This window comes from Microbulbifer mixtoriginis (SeqCode) (assembly GCF_052467235.1).
Window position 1 is genome coordinate 1,379,632 of the sequence record NZ_CP174305.1, and the last position, 14,528, is coordinate 1,394,159.

The following is a 14,528-nucleotide window of genomic DNA, read 5'->3' on the forward strand; positions in this document are numbered from 1 at the left end:
GCGCGCGAATAATTCTTGATGTCAGCTATATTGGTGCCGGCCAGCGAAATTCAAGGCCGTTTCACGCATTTGCCGTTACGGGGCCTTACTAACCACAACCATGGCCGGGCGAACCAGGCGACCATTGAGGCGATAGCCTTTTTGAAATACCTCTAGAACCGTGTTCGGCTCCACCTCCCCATTCGGCACCTGGGTCATGGCCTGGTGCAACTCTGGGTCGAAGGGCTCACCAGCTGGATCGACAACTTCCACAGAATTTTTCGTCAGGGTGTCGACGAAAGATTTGTGAGTAAGCTCGATACCTTCCACCAATGCTTTATTGCTTTCATCAGCGCTATCAATGGTGGCGAGGGCGCGCTCCAGGTTGTCCACAACCGGCAACAAATCCTGCAGCAGTTTTTCCACTGCAAATTTGCGTGCGCGATCCACATCCTGCTGGGCGCGACGACGGGCATTCTGCTCCTCAGCCTGGGCGCGCAGAGCGAGGTCTTTCTGCACCACTAACTGCTCTTGCAGCTTGATAATTTCATCGTGCAGCGCATCGGCACTCTCGGCTTCTTCGTGCAATGCTTGCTCAGCCTGCTCGCGCTCGGTCGCGGTGGGATCTTCAATCTCCGCGGAAGCCGCCTCGTCTGTCGCTGTCAGGTGCTCATCAGCCAGTGCTTCCGGCTGCACCCCCTCTGTAATCTGATCTTCTTCGCTGCGCTCTCTGGCCACTGCTTTCTCCGTCGCGTCGACTCTGTCAGTAATGAGTTGGGCCCGTCCTGCGGGCTCTGGGGGCTATATGGGGCCATCCCCGCACAGTTCAAGTGGTTTTTTGCGCTAGCGCGCAATAGCTGGACAATCTGCGCTTGACGCTATAGCTAACCAGAAAGGAATACTGTATAAATAACCACTGATTGGGTATTCAGACCCACCCACAAGAAAGGACACAGAAGCGATCTCTATATGTTGCTGCACCTGTCTATCAGCCAATTCACCCTGGTGGACCAACTGGAGTTGGAGTTCGGCCCAGGTACCAGCACCCTCACCGGCGAGACCGGCGCGGGCAAATCCATCACCCTAGATGCACTCGGGCTCGCCCTGGGTGGTCGCGGCAGTGCCGAACTGGTACGCGCTGGAGCCAACCGCGCCGATATCAGTGCCACCTTCGATATCTCCGGCTACCCCAACGCCAGCGATTGGCTTAAATCCCAGGAGCTAGATAGCGGGCAGGAAGTGATACTGCGCCGCACCATCGGCGCCGATGGCCGCTCACGGGCCTATATCAACGGCCAGCCGGTGACACTGCTGCAGCAGCGCACCCTGGGTGAGCAACTGATTGATATCCACAGCCAGCACGAGCACCAGTCCCTGCTGAAGAAGGAAACCCACCGCCGCCTGCTCGATGAGTTCGCCCAAGCCCTGGAGCTGGCTGCCGAAACCCGCAGCCGCTACAAGACCTGGCAGGACCAATACCGCCGCTACCGCAATCTGGCCGACAGCGTTGAGGAGGCCGAGGCGCGCCGCAACCTACTGCAGTACCAGCTGCGCGAGCTGGAACAACTGGATTTGAGCGAAGGTGAGATAGAGGCCCTGGAGAGCGAGCAGCGTCAGCTGGCCAATGCCGGCGATATTCTTAACGGCAGCTATCAGCTGGCCGCGCTGCTGTCCGGCGGTGAGGGCGATATCGCCGAACAACTGCACCGCGCCCTGCAACTGCTTTCCGCCATGCCCGAACAGGCGCCGGCCCTGGTCGAGGTGGCGCAGATGCTCGATAGTGCGCGAATTCAGATCGACGAAGCGACCGCTACTTTGTCGCGACATATCGATCGCTTCGAGATGGACCCTGAGCGGCTCAGTGAAGTTGAGGAGCGCCTCAGTGCTATTTATCAGGCGGCGCGCAGACACCGTGTACAACCCAGTGAGCTACCGGCCCTGCAGCGACAGCTGCAGGAGGAACTGGAAGATATCGGCACCGAAGATACCTTGGAGCGCCTCGCCGAAACCTGCAGCAAACTGGAAAAAGAGTTTCGGGCAGTCGCAGCAAAATTAAGCGAGCTACGGCGTGGGGCAGCGATCACACTCGCCGAATCGGTCAATCGGCAACTGGTGGATTTGGCCATGCCGCACGCCAAGGTCGAACTTGCCTTACAAGCTCTCGACAAGCCTTGCAGCCACGGCCTGGAGGAAGTGGAAATTTTAATTTCCACCAACCCCGGCCAGCCACCGCGCCCACTGGGCAAGATCGCCTCTGGCGGTGAGCTTTCTCGGGTAAGCCTCGCCGTTCAAGTGGTCACGGCACAGACTTCACGCACTCCCACCCTGGTCTTTGATGAAGTAGACGTCGGCATTGGTGGCGCCACTGGAGACGTAGTAGGCCGCCTGCTGCGCCAGCTGGGAGAGACCCGCAATGGCTGTAGCGGCCAGGTGATCTGTGTCACCCACCTGGCTCAGGTGGCTGCGCGAGCCCACCGCCAATATCTGGTGGAGAAGCACAGTGATGGTGAGCAGGCGTTTGTGGCTTTGCGTGAATTGAAAAACGGCGAGCGCCGCGAAGAGATCGCACGCATGCTCGGAGGGCAACCCAGCCCGCAGTCACTGGCCCATGCGGAAGAGATGTTGACCAGGCCCCTTTGAGCTGCCCCCAGGGCAATCTCAGAACAGCCCTTCAGCCGAGTTTCAAAGCTGACCAACAGGACAGCCCATCACTTTCAATGGAGCGGTGGGCAATCATATCTCGCAGATCAATAAATAACCGCCAACAATCCGGCAAAATAGCCGGCCTGCCGGTGATAAATGCCGTTTTAGGACAAATAGACCAAATATGACTGGGTCTGGCGGCAGAAGTCACCATATACTGAGCCGCTTGTTTAACTTTGTTTGAGTAGTATCGGCCGAGTTTATGCAGAGAACGATTTTTAATACCCCGATTATCACGCCGCTGCTGCGCCAAGTTGCCAAGCTGCTGCTGAAATTTCACGGCTGGCGCGTTAACGGCGATCAGCAATCATTAAAACTGAAAAAATATGTATTGATCGGGGCTCCCCACACCACTAACTGGGACGGCTACTACTTTATTCTCGCCGCGCTCAAATTGAAGATGACTCCGCAGTGGATGGGCAAAGACAAACTGTTCCAGTTCCCCCTGGGCGGCCCCATGCGCTGGTTTGGCGGTATCGCCGTAGACCGCAGCAAGGCTAACAACTTGGTAGATGCCACCGTGCGCCAGTTTAAGCTGCGCAAAGAGCTGGTTATTGCCATCCCGCCGGAGGGCACCCGCGGTTTGGGTGAGCGCTGGAAGTCCGGTTTCTACCATATTGCACGCAGTGCCAAGGTGCCGCTGGTATTGGGCTTTATCAATTTCTCCAAGAAAGAAGTGGGCATCGGCCCTATCGCCCAACTGGGGGAAAACCTGGAGGCAGAATTGAACAAATTAAGGGAGTTTTACGCGGATAAGGTCGGTAAATTCCCAGAGCTGTACACGCCACCCTGCCAGCCACAGCAGTAAGCGGGCATAAGATGGGTGCGGCGGACGCCGCACCCGACTGGATTACTTCTCTTTTTCCTTCACGTACAGAACTAAGCTGTGGCCTGTCAGCTCGTAGCCGTGCTCATCGGCGATCTGGCGCTGCAGTTCCTCAATTTCCTCATTATGAAACTCGATCACCTTGCCGGTATCGGTACACACCATGTGGTCGTGATGATCACCACGATCCAGCTCGAATACGGAGTGGCCGCCATCGAAGTTATGGCGAACAACCAGACCCGCGCTCTCAAACTGGGTCAGTACCCGGTAGACGGTAGCCAGACCGACATCTTCCCCCGCTTCCAGCAGTAGCTTATACACATCTTCAGCACTCAAGTGCTGCTCGCTGGTGCTTTCAAGCAATTGCAAAATCTTAACCCGCGGCAGGGTGACCTTCAGGCCAGCCTTGCGCAATTCCTGGTTTTCGTTCGACATGAATAAATATTTCCCGACAGGATTTTATGAATTGTCTTTACTTGCATCAGCTCACTGAAAAGGTCTATACCCGAATAAGACCACAGATTCCCGCCTGTCAGCGAGCCGGCTCTTCGGGTATTATCCCATGCCGAACGGAGTCAGCGGAACCCCAGGCACCATGAGAGAGGGAAATCGCAGAGGAAGGGAACTTTCCCTACGTATAGGGTCCTATTCCGGACAACCGTTTAAAATTTGTACGAGAGGTGCCGTGTGAAAGAACATAATGGAGCAATGAATGCCGCCTAGCCTGAAATTTATCGCCATCGCCAGCCTCTGCGCCCTTCTCGGCGCCTGTACGCTGGTTAAGTTTCCCGGTGTGCACCGCATTGAGGTACAGCAGGGCAATATCATTACCCAAGAGATGATCGACCAGCTTAAGCCCGGTATGACCCGCCGCCAGGTACAGTTTGTTCTTGGCACCCCGCTGCTGGAAGACACTTACAATCCCAACCGCTGGGACTACGTCAACCGCATTCGCGACAAGAAGGGTGATATCAGCCAGGAGCGTTTTAGCGTTTATTTTGATGAAGACTCCCTGGTAGCCACCAGCGGTGACTTGCAGCCGGCTGACTGGCCCTAAGCCTAAGCGTCTTCGGCACCTTTCTTTTTCTCGGCCATACGCTTGGCCTTCTCGGCGCGTTGTTTGCGCGCCTCTTTCGGGTCGGCGATCAACGGGCGGTAAACCTCCACCCGATCGCCCGGCTGCAACTCGTAGCTCTCTGCCGGCGCCAATCCTTTGCTCCCCAGAACCTGGCCAAAGATACCCATCTTGGCACTATCCGGGTCCACTTCCGGATACTCTTTTGGAATACCGGAACGAATCAGAGCCTCCCTTGCCGTAGTGCCAGGTTTTACCAGTAACCGCATCAATCGCTGTTCATGGGGCAGTGCGTAAACCACCTCTACCGAAATCATTTTTTCTTCTGTCATTGCGGCTTCCCGTAAATGTCCTCGGCACGCTCACACATTACCGCCACCATTTGATTGGCCAGATCACTAAAAAGCTTACCCGCGGCGGCGGCGATCAAACGGCTCTTCATGGAGAACGACAGTGAAAAAGTCACTTTACAGGCGCTCTCAGCCAGGGGAGTAAACATCCAGTGCCCGGTAAAATTTTCGAAGGGACCATCTACCAGGGTCAGGGTCATACTGGTAGGGCGCACCAGTTGATTGCGCGTGGTAAAACTTTGACGAATACCCGCGCGCGATAAATCCAACCGTGCTTCCAGGGTTTCTTCGTCCCGATGCAGAATTTCAGCCCTGCGACACCCCGGTAAAAATTGTGGGTAGCTGGCCACATCATTGACCAGATCAAACATTTGTTCCGCGCTGTACATCACCAGCGCGCTGCGCTCTATTTCAGTCATTCCTGTTGTCAAATCCAGTCCGCCAGGCGAAATCGCCTGGGATTGTCGTTCGGCCGCTAATTTTGCCAGTCGGCGCTACTCAAGCAAGAGAATTCCTGCAACAATCGCATTTTTTGCCGGCGGGACATACCCGGCCCCGCTGGAATAACAAAAACGAAAGCTGTATCTGATAAAAAATAATAGCGAGAGTACTATGACCGCAGTGAGAGAGCATTTTGGGTCAAGGCTGGGCTTTATCCTGGCCGCAGCTGGTTCCGCAGTTGGTATTGGTAATCTGGTGGCATTCCCGGTAGCGGCCACCAAGAGCGGAGGCGGTGCTTTCCTACTGGTCTATGCCCTCTTTGTTTTTCTGATCTGCCTGCCCGTTATGATGGCGGAATTGGCTCTGGGGCGCCGCTCCGATAAAGACCCAGTAGGTGCCTATCGTCAACTCTCCAACGGTTCACACCTGTGGCGTATCCCCGGCTGGCTAGCCTTGATCACGCCTTTTATGATCGCGGTATTTTATTTAGTGGTTACTGTGTGGGTACTCGGGTACCTGATTGAAACCGTCACCGGTAATCTCAACCTGCTCGCCACCCAGGATTTCTTTATCCACTTTATCAATACACCCAAGGTATTTATTTACCTGGTGGTACTGATGCTGATTATTAACGCCATCCTCGCTATGGGAGTTAAAGACGGTATTGAGCGTGCGGCAAAAACCCTGATGCCGATGCTGTTTGTAATGCTGCTGGGCCTGGTGATTTTTGTCCTGACCCTGGATAACGCCATCCTCGGTGTGAAGTATTACCTGGTGCCAGACTTCAGCAAAATTGATGGCAACGTGGTGAGCAAAGCCATGGCCCAGGCCTTCTTCTCGCTGTCTCTGGGTATGGGCATCATGATCACCTACGGCTCTTATATGAAGAAGCGGGACTCTATCCCCGGCTCCTCCCGCGCCGTTGCCATTACCGATACCATGGTGGCCTTTACTGCGGGCCTGCTGATTCTGCCGAGTATTTTCCACTTCAACCCGCAGATTGATCCCTCCGAATTAAGCGAGTCCTCTGCCGGAATGATCTTCCTGTTCCTACCGAAGATCTTCCTTGCCCTACAGGACAGCATCGGCTATGCCGGCGCAAGTGCCGTGGCTGCAATCTTCTTCTTCCTGGTTCTGGTAGCAGCGATCACGTCCCTGGTTTCCATTATTGAAGTACCCATCGCCACCCTGCGCGACGAGCGCGATATGGAGCGTAAAACAGCCATTTACTGGGTTGCCGGAGTACAGTTTGTACTGGCCATCGCTTGCGCCGTCTCCTTTGGCATGGTCAACTGGTTCACTGAATTTGTACAGTTGGCCGGCGTTAACAAGTCCTTCTTCGACCTGGTAGAGATCATTTTCTACGACACCATCCTGCCCTTAAACGGCCTGCTGGTGTGTCTGTTTGTGATCTACAAATGGAAGAAAGCCAACTTTGACAAAGAGCTACAGGAAGGCGACTCCGCCTTTGCCGGCTCTTTCTCACAAAAATACGTAAACTTCTCCCTGGGCACCTTTATCCCTCTGATACTGCTGTTGATCTTTATCAACACCGTGGCCCTGAAGTTTTTTGGACACAGTTTTATCTAGTCACTAGAAGTTTTCATGGCCAAGAAAAAGAAAGCGCAAACATCCAATACCATCGCCCTCAACAAGAAGGCCCGTCACGACTACTTCATAGAGGAGAAGTTTGAGGCGGGCGTTGAGATGCAGGGCTGGGAAGTGAAAAGCTGTCGTGAGGGCAAGGCCCAGCTCACCGACAGCTATGTCATTTTTAAAAATGGCGAAGCCTGGCTGCTGGGTTCCAATATCCAGCCGCTTGCCAGCGCCTCCACCCATTATGTGACCGAGCCCGACCGCACCCGTCGCCTGCTGCTCACCAAGCGCGAGCTGTCCAAGCTGATCGCCGCCGTGGAGCAAAAGGGGCACACCGTGGTTGCCACCGCGCTGTATTGGAAGGGCCATTTGGTCAAATGCGAAATCTGCTTGGCCAAGGGTAAGGCTATGCACGACAAACGCGAAACCGAGAAAAAACGGGATTGGAACCGTGAAAAGCAGCGCCTAATGCGCGCCACGCACAAGTAGTGCACAGAGACAACTAGAAGAATAATTACGGGATTTACTATGAGTGCACCGCGAGGACAGTTCAGCTCGAATATTGGCTTTTTGATGGCCGCCGCCGGGTCCGCCGTTGGTCTCGGCAACATTTGGGGCTTCCCCACCAAAGCCGCCAGCAACGGCGGCGCCGCCTTTGTAGTGGCCTATCTGTTTTTGGCCTTCGCCCTCGCCTACCCGGCGCTGATGGCCGAACTTACCATTGGCCGTTACGCGCGGCGCAATATGGTGCAGGCACTGCGGGCTATTTCTATTGGCCCTGTGAGCCGCTTCTTCGGTGGCCTCACCGGCTTTGGCGGCATCCTGGTAGCCTCTTTGATTCTGAGTTTTTACGCTATTGTGGCCGGCTGGATGGTGGCCCACCTGGCCGAACCTTTCGCTGCCCTGTTTGGCGCCCAGGAAGCCGTCCAATGGCTCACAGAAAACAGTACCCAGCGCAACCTGATCTTTACCGCGATCTTCAGTGGCCTCACCATGCTGATTATTGCCAGCGGTGTGGAGAAGGGCATTGAGCGCTGGTCCACCCTGTTGATGCCCTCGCTGATTATCCTGCTGCTGCTTTTGATCGCCTATGTACTCACCCAGCCCGGTGCCTTTACCGGCCTGGAGGTGTACCTGATGCCAGACTTCAGTCACTTCACCCCGAAGCTACTGATCTCTGCCATGGGCCAGGCCTTCTTCTCCCTGTCTCTAGGGGTGGGTACCATGCTGATCTACGGCTCTTACCTGAGCCAACAAGAGAGCTTGCCGCGCCTCGGCGCCCTGGTCACTCTGATCGACGTGGGGATCGCCTTCACCGCCGGCCTGCTGATCCTGCCCGCCATGTATGTGGCCCAGGAAGCCGGCACCCAGATCTTCGCTGCAGACGGTGCCCTCATCGCCGGGCCCAACCTGATCCTGCAGGTGCTGCCAGCGCTGTTCGATACCATGGGCGAAGCTGGTGTATTCGTCGCCATTGCCTTCTTTGCCCTGATGGTGATCGCCTCCCTCACTTCCTCTATCTCTATGCTGGAAGTACCGGTGGCTTTCTCTATTGAGAACCTGGGCATCCCCCGCCGTATTGCCACCCCAGGGGTGGGCCTGGTGATCTTTGCCATCAGCAGCACCATTATTTACAACTTCGACAGCCTGTTTGGACTGGCAGTTAGCATCAGCACTGAATACGGCCAGCCCCTGCTGGGTATTGCGCTGTGTATTTTTGCCGGCTGGATCTGGCGCCGCGACCAGCTGCTGAGCGAGCTGAAGAAAGGCCACGAAGATATTGAGCACACCCTGTTCTGGAAGATCTGGCCCTGGTATGTGCGCATCGTGTGCCCACTGCTGATCCTGGTAGCCTTCGCCCAATCGATACTGTAACGCCTTTTCTAACTACCCCGGCGGCCACTGCTGCCGGGGCACCCCGCTTTCCCCCTGCCCCTGATCAAAGTTCCCAAAAATCCTTGGCGCATAAAAATTTATTGCAATGGCCGAGTTTGGGGTATACTTAGATGACACACGAGAGTGTTTCTTATCGGGGATGACTTGGATTCGACGCCGGTGACGAAACCTTGGGTGCATGCCGTGATGGCAGCGAATCACGTTAATCCAAAGCTGTATTTTATTAGTTGCCAACGACGACAACTACGGTGCCCAACTCGCTGCGTAAGCAGCTTGTGAAGCACTAACTAAGGGTTCGTCCCTTAGCAGTCTTCAGCAAGGTTCCAGTATCGCGCTGTAGACTGTTATACAGAACTGGATCGCCGCAAGCCATACTCGTGGGCAAGCGGTTAAACACTTTACGGGATCGCCCTATACGTCCTGACCGCCGGGCTGTAATGGGTTAAATCAATAGACGGAGCTAAGCATGTAGAGCCTCTGGCAGAGTGCTGACGGACGCGGGTTCGACTCCCGCCATCTCCACCAAATTGCTGTCTCAGACAGCCCTCAAAAGCCCCGCAAACCTAGAGTTTCCGGGGTTTTTGCTTATCTGGACCATCCCAGTTAATCTAAGCTAACCCGTCCAAATCCAGCCTCAAGTGGACGGGTTATTGGACGGGTTGATAGTAGTGCCACCGTCCAACCCGTCCAAATTCCATGGAAGGTGAGCTATGCCGCTGTCTGACACCAAGGTCCGCGCCCTCAAGCCCCGCGAGAAGAAGTACATTGAGTCCGATGAGAAAGGGCTGGCAATCGAAGTGACCCCGACCGGGGCCAAGCGCTGGGTATTCCGTTTCCGCCTGCATGGCAAACGCCCAGAAATGGCAATTGGGCTCTACCCCGATGTAAGCCTGAAGCGCGCCCGCGAACTCCGTGATGAAGCCCGCCAGCATGTTGCCGAAGGTGTCGACCCCCGCGATATAAAACGCGCCCGCAAAGAGTCCGCCCTGGAAGCCAATCGCAACTGCTTCGCCGCCGTGAGCGATGAGTGGTTCGCCGCCAAGATGGCGCACCTATCCAGCTCATCAAAGGACCGCGCCACCCTCGCTTTAGAGCGTGACCTAAAGCCCTATTTGGGTAAGCGTCCTATCTCCGAGATAAGCCCGCCGGAAGTGCTGCGGTGCCTGCGCCGTATAGAGAGCCGAGGAACCCTGGAGACTGCCCACCGGGTAAAGCGAGTAGCCAGCCAGGTATTCCGCTTTGCCGTGGCCACCGGAAGGGCCGACCGCGACCCCACGACAGACTTGACCGGCGCACTCACCCCCACCAAGAAGAAACATCTGGCAGCTATTACTGACCCCACTGAAGTTGGGCGCTTGCTAACCGCCATAGAGGAATACCAAGGCACCCCAGTAGTGAGAGCCGCCCTCAAACTATCCCCTCTCCTATTCTGCCGCCCTGGAGAACTACGCAAACTGGAGTGGGCCGAAATTAACTGGGAGGCCAAGCAAATAGAGCTGCCCAGCGAAAAAATGAAAATGGGACAGCCGCACATTATCCCTCTTGCAGAGCAGTCGCTGGCACTACTGCAGGAGCTGGAGCCGCTCACCGGCCGAGGCAAATATGTCTTCCCATCAGCTCGAGGCCAGAGCCGCCCATTGTCTGATGCCGGGGTAAGGACTGCGCTCAGGTCACTGGGCTATGACAACGAAACCATGACCGCCCACGGCTTCCGCGCCATGGCCCGGACCTTATTGGATGAGGTTCTAGGTTTTCGTGTGGATTACATTGAGCATCAGCTAGCTCATGAGGTGAAAGATACACTGGGCCGCGCCTATAACCGTACAAAGCACTTAGAACAACGGGCAGCAATGATGCAGAAGTGGGCAGATTACCTCGACAGCCTCAAAGCTAGCGAAAAAGCAGGGAATGTCATCGCAGCGAACTTTAGTAATCGATAACGGACAATCGAATTTCAGCGTCTAGGGTAGCTCCCGAAAGGCCACAACCCTTAGTGGCCTGGCGCTGAATCTAAATGAAAGGGTGTCTCTCGAAGGGGGAGAATATGGAAGATTGGCAGTCTCTAGTACTAATTCACGACATACAAACAAAATATCTGAATCTTGATTTCAAAGCGCTTTTGGAATCAATAATGGAGCTTAAAACACCAATTTACTATTTAGTGCCGCCCGGTTATTTCGTTGACCACATCTCCCACTACCAGAAAAATCGGATTTCGGTAACCGTCCACACTTCCGACCCTTTTACCGATGAGCTTTTAACAGGGAAATTAATAATCTGGGATGGTAGTAGCAATCTCGAAGAAGGCCCTGGAGCTTTTGCCTTGAACGAGGAAACTGCCTGCCTTTTTGCCGAATCCGCTTTATACGACTTAGTTACAGGGGGTAGGTATTCTGCTTTCTCAACTAAGCGAAAATGCTGGGACTTAACGCTTCTTAATGAAAAAGAAGCCCCCATAATTGTTGGACGCGAACCTACGACTCCTGACGGGAAGCTAATAAATGAAGAGGTTCTTCAAGCAGTAGCAAAGCAGCACCTGAAAATTAACCCCAATCAACTATGGCTTCAGCAGCCTGTTGAGGAGGTTTCCTTTGGTCAGCTTGCGGTCAACCCCGATGACCTGATTCAGTTTCAACCTTTAAAGAATAAGACTCAAAAAGTTCATTCCCAAGAGGATGTAATTGAGGGCTTGGGCCCAACCGAACGAAGAAGCTTGATAAATATCATCTGGGCACTGAAAGAACTATCTATAACAAAAAGCCGCAATGCCAACCAGTCCACCATTATCACCGAACTGGTAGATAAATATGGCGGCCTCAGGGGTATTTCAAAAGCAAAATTAGGCGAAGTCTTGGGTGAAGCAAACAAACAAAATAAACATCGAACTCCAACTGAGGAAGTAGGCTAATCTCCTTCAAAATCTAGGTAGATTTTTTTCATATCCAGCTAGATAAGCCCACTGTTCAATAACCCGTAATTGCCCAATATCTTACGTATCAGCCTCAAAAAACCCATAGGAGAGCTGATACGTGCAGACCAACCTACTCAACCAACAATCCATAAACCCTTCCGCCATGTACCGGGCTCGAGATTGCGCCCGGTTCTATTCCATTGGTTTATCCACCTGGTGGAACTGGACCAAAACAGGCAAAGCCAAGCGAGGGACAAAGTTAGGACCAAAGACCACAGTGTGGGAAGGGGCCTACCTGCTTGAGCTGAAGCAAAAGCTAATCAATGAAGCCGAATGCTGCTAAGGGGGGGAGATAACCATGGAGATAATCAAAACCGCCCCGGCACAGAGCGGTCCCGATACACAAGATAAGCCAAGCAATACTAACAACAACACCCAAACCACAAAATACTCAGCCAGTAAGATTTGGCGTCCCCTATCACCCCGCCAGGCACGAGCACTGGAAATATTGCTCACCGGCCCATGCAGCCGGGAAAGGCTCGACAGAGTGACGGGGGCCAGCAACGGCCCAAACGTAATCATGCAGCTCAGAAAGCGTGGAATAAGCATTCAATGCCGAATGGAGGGGCATATAGACCGCGATGGCATTGCAGGACGTCACGGCGTTTACTGGTTGCCTGATAGCGAGCGTCAACGTATTGGCTCCCTTAAGTTGCTGGAGGGCTAATGGCTGAATCTGCTAGAGAGCTTTTACAACGGCTTCTAGCGCGTGGTGATGGTGTGGCGGTCAATGGTGGCCGCCTTACCCTAACCCCTGCCAGTGGCCACCCTGTGCCCGCTGAGTGGCTTTCCGAACATGAGTGGCCCCTTATCACCGAAGCAGCCTGTCTAGCCGGTATGGAGCCCCTGGAGTATGTCAGCTATTCAGTGGGGAACTATGGCCTCAGCAAGCGCGGTGGTGTATCCCTGCAATTCCGCAACCTAACTGATGGCAGCGAGCGCTATTCCGTATTCAACGTCGAGACACGACGCAACAGGACCACCAAGCACGGTAAGAAAGGCTCCCCCCTGCCCGCCGGACAATTCCGGATAACAACTCGCTTCAAGTTCTACGGGTTCTGGTTATCCACGGGCTTACCTGTGCCGCGGCGTCTAAGTGCCTTTCACGATTACATGGGCAAACTTGCCGGCTTGGTTTTCACCGGTACGGCGGCAGATGGTGAGCGCCTGAGTGATGTCCGCCCACTCTCACTATGCAACGCCGATTTACTGGAGTTAATGGGGGTGAACCTGCCGGACAACTCCCGGACAAGTGCCGGACAACTTCCGGACAACTCCCGGACAAAACTTCCGGACAAGGAAATCCAGAAAACCCAGCAACCACGGGGAATACAGCCAATTCAAACTACGGGTGAAAAAAAGCACGGTAATACGGTAATAAGGGAACGCGGGGATAAGGGAACACCTATTCCCCCCCAAGAACAGACTAATGAGGAATGGTTAGCCTGTTATGAGCGCGCGGGGTGATTTAATAGTTTTGGGTGCTCCCTCCAAACTTAAGCAGTCAAACTGCTTAATTAAATATTGGCATCACATTCGACGTCCGGCATTGAAAGGCTTTACACTGAGCAAGCATACTTGAGGCGTTGCGGCAAAATCCGTAACCGGGATTGGAACCCCGAAACTATCAGGCGCCCCGAAGCCGCCTACCCTGTATGCGGTTTTTTTGTGCCCAGACCTCTATGGTCTCACCCTGTTATGGTGGGCTTTCTGGGGGGCCTTGTGCCCGCCGTTCCTGATAGCGGTAGTTCCAACCCAGTCAGCCCGCCGCCCAATTGAGATTGGAACCTCAAGGGCAGCGGCCCACCCAATATCAGGAGCCCAAGCCATGGCAAACCAAGCCCCAGCTGTATCTATTCCTCAAGCTGACAACCTTATTGTTCGCTCCCTTGACCTCGCAAATCTCAGCCTGGAATCGCTGAATAAACTTCGTACCCTGTTCCGAAGCATCAGCCAGATATCCGAGAGCAACACCACATGCCAAGAGCTGGCAGTTATAGGCGCCCACCTTGCTGATGAATGGGCAAACCTTATCGACTGCGAGCGGGAAGACCTGGAGCGCTTGGAGGACAAGTAGTAGGCGTGGGACCACCCCAGCTCCGAAGTATTAAGAAAAATTAAGGTGGTATTGGGAGCAGGCAGCCTCAACAGGGATGCGGAATAGTTGAGAAAAGTTGAGGTGCCTGAGCAGTCTTATAATGTTTGCGGTGGGCTGATGGGAAAAAAATTATCTGGAAGAAAACCAGCATAGCCCGCAACTAATGTTCCAGTGATTGTAAAAAATATAGAAACCAGAATACACAAGTACTTTGTATTAATTTTCGTGATTTGGCCTTGGATTATTGTTCGGACTTGACTATTACCTTGCATCAACTCCGCATTAAAGCTAGCACCCACCATGATTGAATCTTCATCCCAACTGCTCAACAGCTTCTCCACCTCCTCCAGGGGGTATGAATAAGAAAAAACAAGCAAAATCCCAAGGACTATAGGGACCGCACCAAATGCTACGACCCAACCTGAATCCCCGGTACTCCAATATTTGAGTAAATGTAGATCTAAAAGAACTACAGAGAGGGTGATGATACTCAGCGGACTGATTGAATGCATCATTCTCATGACAGGTTGGAGGGGCGCTCTCGGTTTATTGAGGAGCCTTACTTCTCTCATTTTACCTCCTTGTATTTTACG

Annotated in this window: 17 protein-coding genes and 1 other RNA gene; 13 read left to right on the top strand and 5 right to left on the bottom strand. The window is 53.9% G+C overall.

Annotated features, from left to right (window positions below; translation table 11 throughout):
* Positions 1 to 75 precede the first annotated feature (75 nt).
* Complete coding sequence (grpE, locus tag ACJJIO_RS06140) at positions 76 to 717, bottom strand: nucleotide exchange factor GrpE (RefSeq protein ID WP_252083240.1); 642 nt, start codon at positions 715 to 717, stop codon at positions 76 to 78.
* Positions 718 to 948: 231 nt separating this feature from the next.
* Here grpE and recN point away from each other — a divergent pair, with 231 nt between their 5' ends.
* Both recN and ACJJIO_RS06150 read left to right on the top strand, forming a co-directional pair.
* On the top strand, positions 949 to 2,619 hold the full coding sequence (gene recN / locus ACJJIO_RS06145) for a DNA repair protein RecN (RefSeq protein WP_444910454.1): 1,671 nt from the start codon (positions 949 to 951) through the stop codon (positions 2,617 to 2,619).
* Between the two features lie 265 nt (positions 2,620 to 2,884).
* Positions 2,885 to 3,490, top strand: coding sequence for a 1-acyl-sn-glycerol-3-phosphate acyltransferase (locus ACJJIO_RS06150; protein ID WP_252083242.1), 606 nt, complete (start codon positions 2,885 to 2,887; stop codon positions 3,488 to 3,490).
* Positions 3,491 to 3,532: 42 nt separating this feature from the next.
* Here the strand turns inward: ACJJIO_RS06150 and fur are convergent, their stop codons facing one another.
* Positions 3,533 to 3,943: a ferric iron uptake transcriptional regulator gene (gene fur, locus ACJJIO_RS06155; protein WP_252083243.1), complete on the bottom strand. Its 411-nt coding sequence runs from the start codon at positions 3,941 to 3,943 to the stop codon at positions 3,533 to 3,535.
* A gap of 277 nt (positions 3,944 to 4,220) precedes the next feature.
* Between fur and ACJJIO_RS06160 the strand changes: the two genes are divergently transcribed.
* Positions 4,221 to 4,565 (top strand): outer membrane protein assembly factor BamE, encoded by a 345-nt coding sequence (locus ACJJIO_RS06160; RefSeq protein WP_444903117.1) that lies wholly within the window; start codon positions 4,221 to 4,223, stop codon positions 4,563 to 4,565.
* 2 nt (positions 4,566 to 4,567) lie between these two features.
* On the opposite strand, the gene ACJJIO_RS06165 is transcribed toward ACJJIO_RS06160, so the two are convergent.
* Together ACJJIO_RS06165 and ACJJIO_RS06170 are read right to left on the bottom strand one after the other, a co-directional pair.
* Positions 4,568 to 4,915 (bottom strand): RnfH family protein, encoded by a 348-nt coding sequence (locus ACJJIO_RS06165; protein ID WP_252083245.1) that lies wholly within the window; start codon positions 4,913 to 4,915, stop codon positions 4,568 to 4,570.
* Positions 4,912 to 5,352 carry a type II toxin-antitoxin system RatA family toxin gene (locus ACJJIO_RS06170; protein ID WP_444910455.1) on the bottom strand — a complete coding sequence of 147 codons (441 nt, stop codon included), beginning with the start codon at positions 5,350 to 5,352 and terminating at the stop codon, positions 4,912 to 4,914. Before ACJJIO_RS06170 ends, ACJJIO_RS06165 begins: the two co-directional genes overlap by 4 nt.
* A 193-nt stretch (positions 5,353 to 5,545) precedes the next feature.
* Here ACJJIO_RS06170 and ACJJIO_RS06175 point away from each other — a divergent pair, with 193 nt between their 5' ends.
* The 10 genes from ACJJIO_RS06175 (at position 5,546) to ACJJIO_RS06220 (ending at position 13,914) form a co-directional block, all read left to right on the top strand.
* Entirely contained in the window at positions 5,546 to 6,964 is a 1,419-nt protein-coding gene (locus ACJJIO_RS06175) for a sodium-dependent transporter (protein ID WP_252083247.1), read from the top strand.
* Between the two features lie 15 nt (positions 6,965 to 6,979).
* Positions 6,980 to 7,459, top strand: a complete 480-nt coding sequence (gene smpB / locus ACJJIO_RS06180) for an SsrA-binding protein SmpB (protein WP_152454820.1) — start codon at positions 6,980 to 6,982, stop codon at positions 7,457 to 7,459.
* A 39-nt stretch (positions 7,460 to 7,498) separates the two neighbouring features.
* Positions 7,499 to 8,845: a sodium-dependent transporter gene (locus tag ACJJIO_RS06185; RefSeq protein ID WP_444889457.1), complete on the top strand. Its 1,347-nt coding sequence runs from the start codon at positions 7,499 to 7,501 to the stop codon at positions 8,843 to 8,845.
* Between the two features lie 156 nt (positions 8,846 to 9,001).
* Positions 9,002 to 9,391: a transfer-messenger RNA gene (gene ssrA / locus ACJJIO_RS06190) on the top strand.
* A 185-nt stretch (positions 9,392 to 9,576) separates the two neighbouring features.
* On the top strand, positions 9,577 to 10,806 hold the full coding sequence (locus ACJJIO_RS06195) for a tyrosine-type recombinase/integrase (RefSeq protein ID WP_444910456.1): 1,230 nt from the start codon (positions 9,577 to 9,579) through the stop codon (positions 10,804 to 10,806).
* A gap of 104 nt (positions 10,807 to 10,910) precedes the next feature.
* Entirely contained in the window at positions 10,911 to 11,774 is an 864-nt protein-coding gene (locus ACJJIO_RS06200) for a hypothetical protein (RefSeq protein WP_444910457.1), read from the top strand.
* A gap of 121 nt (positions 11,775 to 11,895) precedes the next feature.
* Positions 11,896 to 12,120 carry a helix-turn-helix transcriptional regulator gene (locus ACJJIO_RS06205; protein WP_444910458.1) on the top strand — a complete coding sequence of 75 codons (225 nt, stop codon included), beginning with the start codon at positions 11,896 to 11,898 and terminating at the stop codon, positions 12,118 to 12,120.
* Between the two features lie 15 nt (positions 12,121 to 12,135).
* Positions 12,136 to 12,504, top strand: coding sequence for a hypothetical protein (locus ACJJIO_RS06210; protein ID WP_444910459.1), 369 nt, complete (start codon positions 12,136 to 12,138; stop codon positions 12,502 to 12,504).
* Positions 12,504 to 13,304, top strand: a complete 801-nt coding sequence (locus tag ACJJIO_RS06215) for a hypothetical protein (protein WP_444910460.1) — start codon at positions 12,504 to 12,506, stop codon at positions 13,302 to 13,304. The genes ACJJIO_RS06210 and ACJJIO_RS06215 overlap by 1 nt, the downstream gene beginning before the upstream one ends.
* A gap of 361 nt (positions 13,305 to 13,665) precedes the next feature.
* A complete protein-coding gene (locus ACJJIO_RS06220) occupies positions 13,666 to 13,914 on the top strand; it encodes a hypothetical protein (RefSeq protein ID WP_444910461.1) in 249 nt (82 codons plus the stop codon).
* A 116-nt stretch (positions 13,915 to 14,030) separates the two neighbouring features.
* On the opposite strand, the gene ACJJIO_RS06225 is transcribed toward ACJJIO_RS06220, so the two are convergent.
* Complete coding sequence (locus ACJJIO_RS06225) at positions 14,031 to 14,507, bottom strand: hypothetical protein (RefSeq protein ID WP_444910462.1); 477 nt, start codon at positions 14,505 to 14,507, stop codon at positions 14,031 to 14,033.
* Positions 14,508 to 14,528: the final 21 nt, after the last annotated feature.

Excerpts from the sequence above, each read along its gene's own strand:
- ACJJIO_RS06210 (WP_444910459.1), top strand. The coding sequence starts at position 12,136 with ATGGAGATAATCAAAACCGCCCCGGCACAGAGCGGTCCCGATACACAA.
- ACJJIO_RS06170 (WP_444910455.1), bottom strand. The coding sequence starts at position 5,352 with ATGACTGAAATAGAGCGCAGCGCGCTGGTGATGTACAGCGCGGAACAA.
- ACJJIO_RS06185 (WP_444889457.1), top strand. The coding sequence starts at position 7,499 with ATGAGTGCACCGCGAGGACAGTTCAGCTCGAATATTGGCTTTTTGATG.
- ACJJIO_RS06225 (WP_444910462.1), bottom strand. The coding sequence starts at position 14,507 with ATGAGAGAAGTAAGGCTCCTCAATAAACCGAGAGCGCCCCTCCAACCT.
- ACJJIO_RS06160 (WP_444903117.1), top strand. The coding sequence starts at position 4,221 with ATGCCGCCTAGCCTGAAATTTATCGCCATCGCCAGCCTCTGCGCCCTT.
- ACJJIO_RS06215 (WP_444910460.1), top strand. The coding sequence starts at position 12,504 with ATGGCTGAATCTGCTAGAGAGCTTTTACAACGGCTTCTAGCGCGTGGT.
- smpB (WP_152454820.1), top strand. The coding sequence starts at position 6,980 with ATGGCCAAGAAAAAGAAAGCGCAAACATCCAATACCATCGCCCTCAAC.
- recN (WP_444910454.1), top strand. The coding sequence starts at position 949 with ATGTTGCTGCACCTGTCTATCAGCCAATTCACCCTGGTGGACCAACTG.
- ACJJIO_RS06220 (WP_444910461.1), top strand. The coding sequence starts at position 13,666 with ATGGCAAACCAAGCCCCAGCTGTATCTATTCCTCAAGCTGACAACCTT.
- ACJJIO_RS06150 (WP_252083242.1), top strand. The coding sequence starts at position 2,885 with ATGCAGAGAACGATTTTTAATACCCCGATTATCACGCCGCTGCTGCGC.
- ACJJIO_RS06195 (WP_444910456.1), top strand. The coding sequence starts at position 9,577 with ATGCCGCTGTCTGACACCAAGGTCCGCGCCCTCAAGCCCCGCGAGAAG.
- ACJJIO_RS06175 (WP_252083247.1), top strand. The coding sequence starts at position 5,546 with ATGACCGCAGTGAGAGAGCATTTTGGGTCAAGGCTGGGCTTTATCCTG.
- ACJJIO_RS06200 (WP_444910457.1), top strand. The coding sequence starts at position 10,911 with ATGGAAGATTGGCAGTCTCTAGTACTAATTCACGACATACAAACAAAA.
- ACJJIO_RS06165 (WP_252083245.1), bottom strand. The coding sequence starts at position 4,915 with ATGACAGAAGAAAAAATGATTTCGGTAGAGGTGGTTTACGCACTGCCC.
- fur (WP_252083243.1), bottom strand. The coding sequence starts at position 3,943 with ATGTCGAACGAAAACCAGGAATTGCGCAAGGCTGGCCTGAAGGTCACC.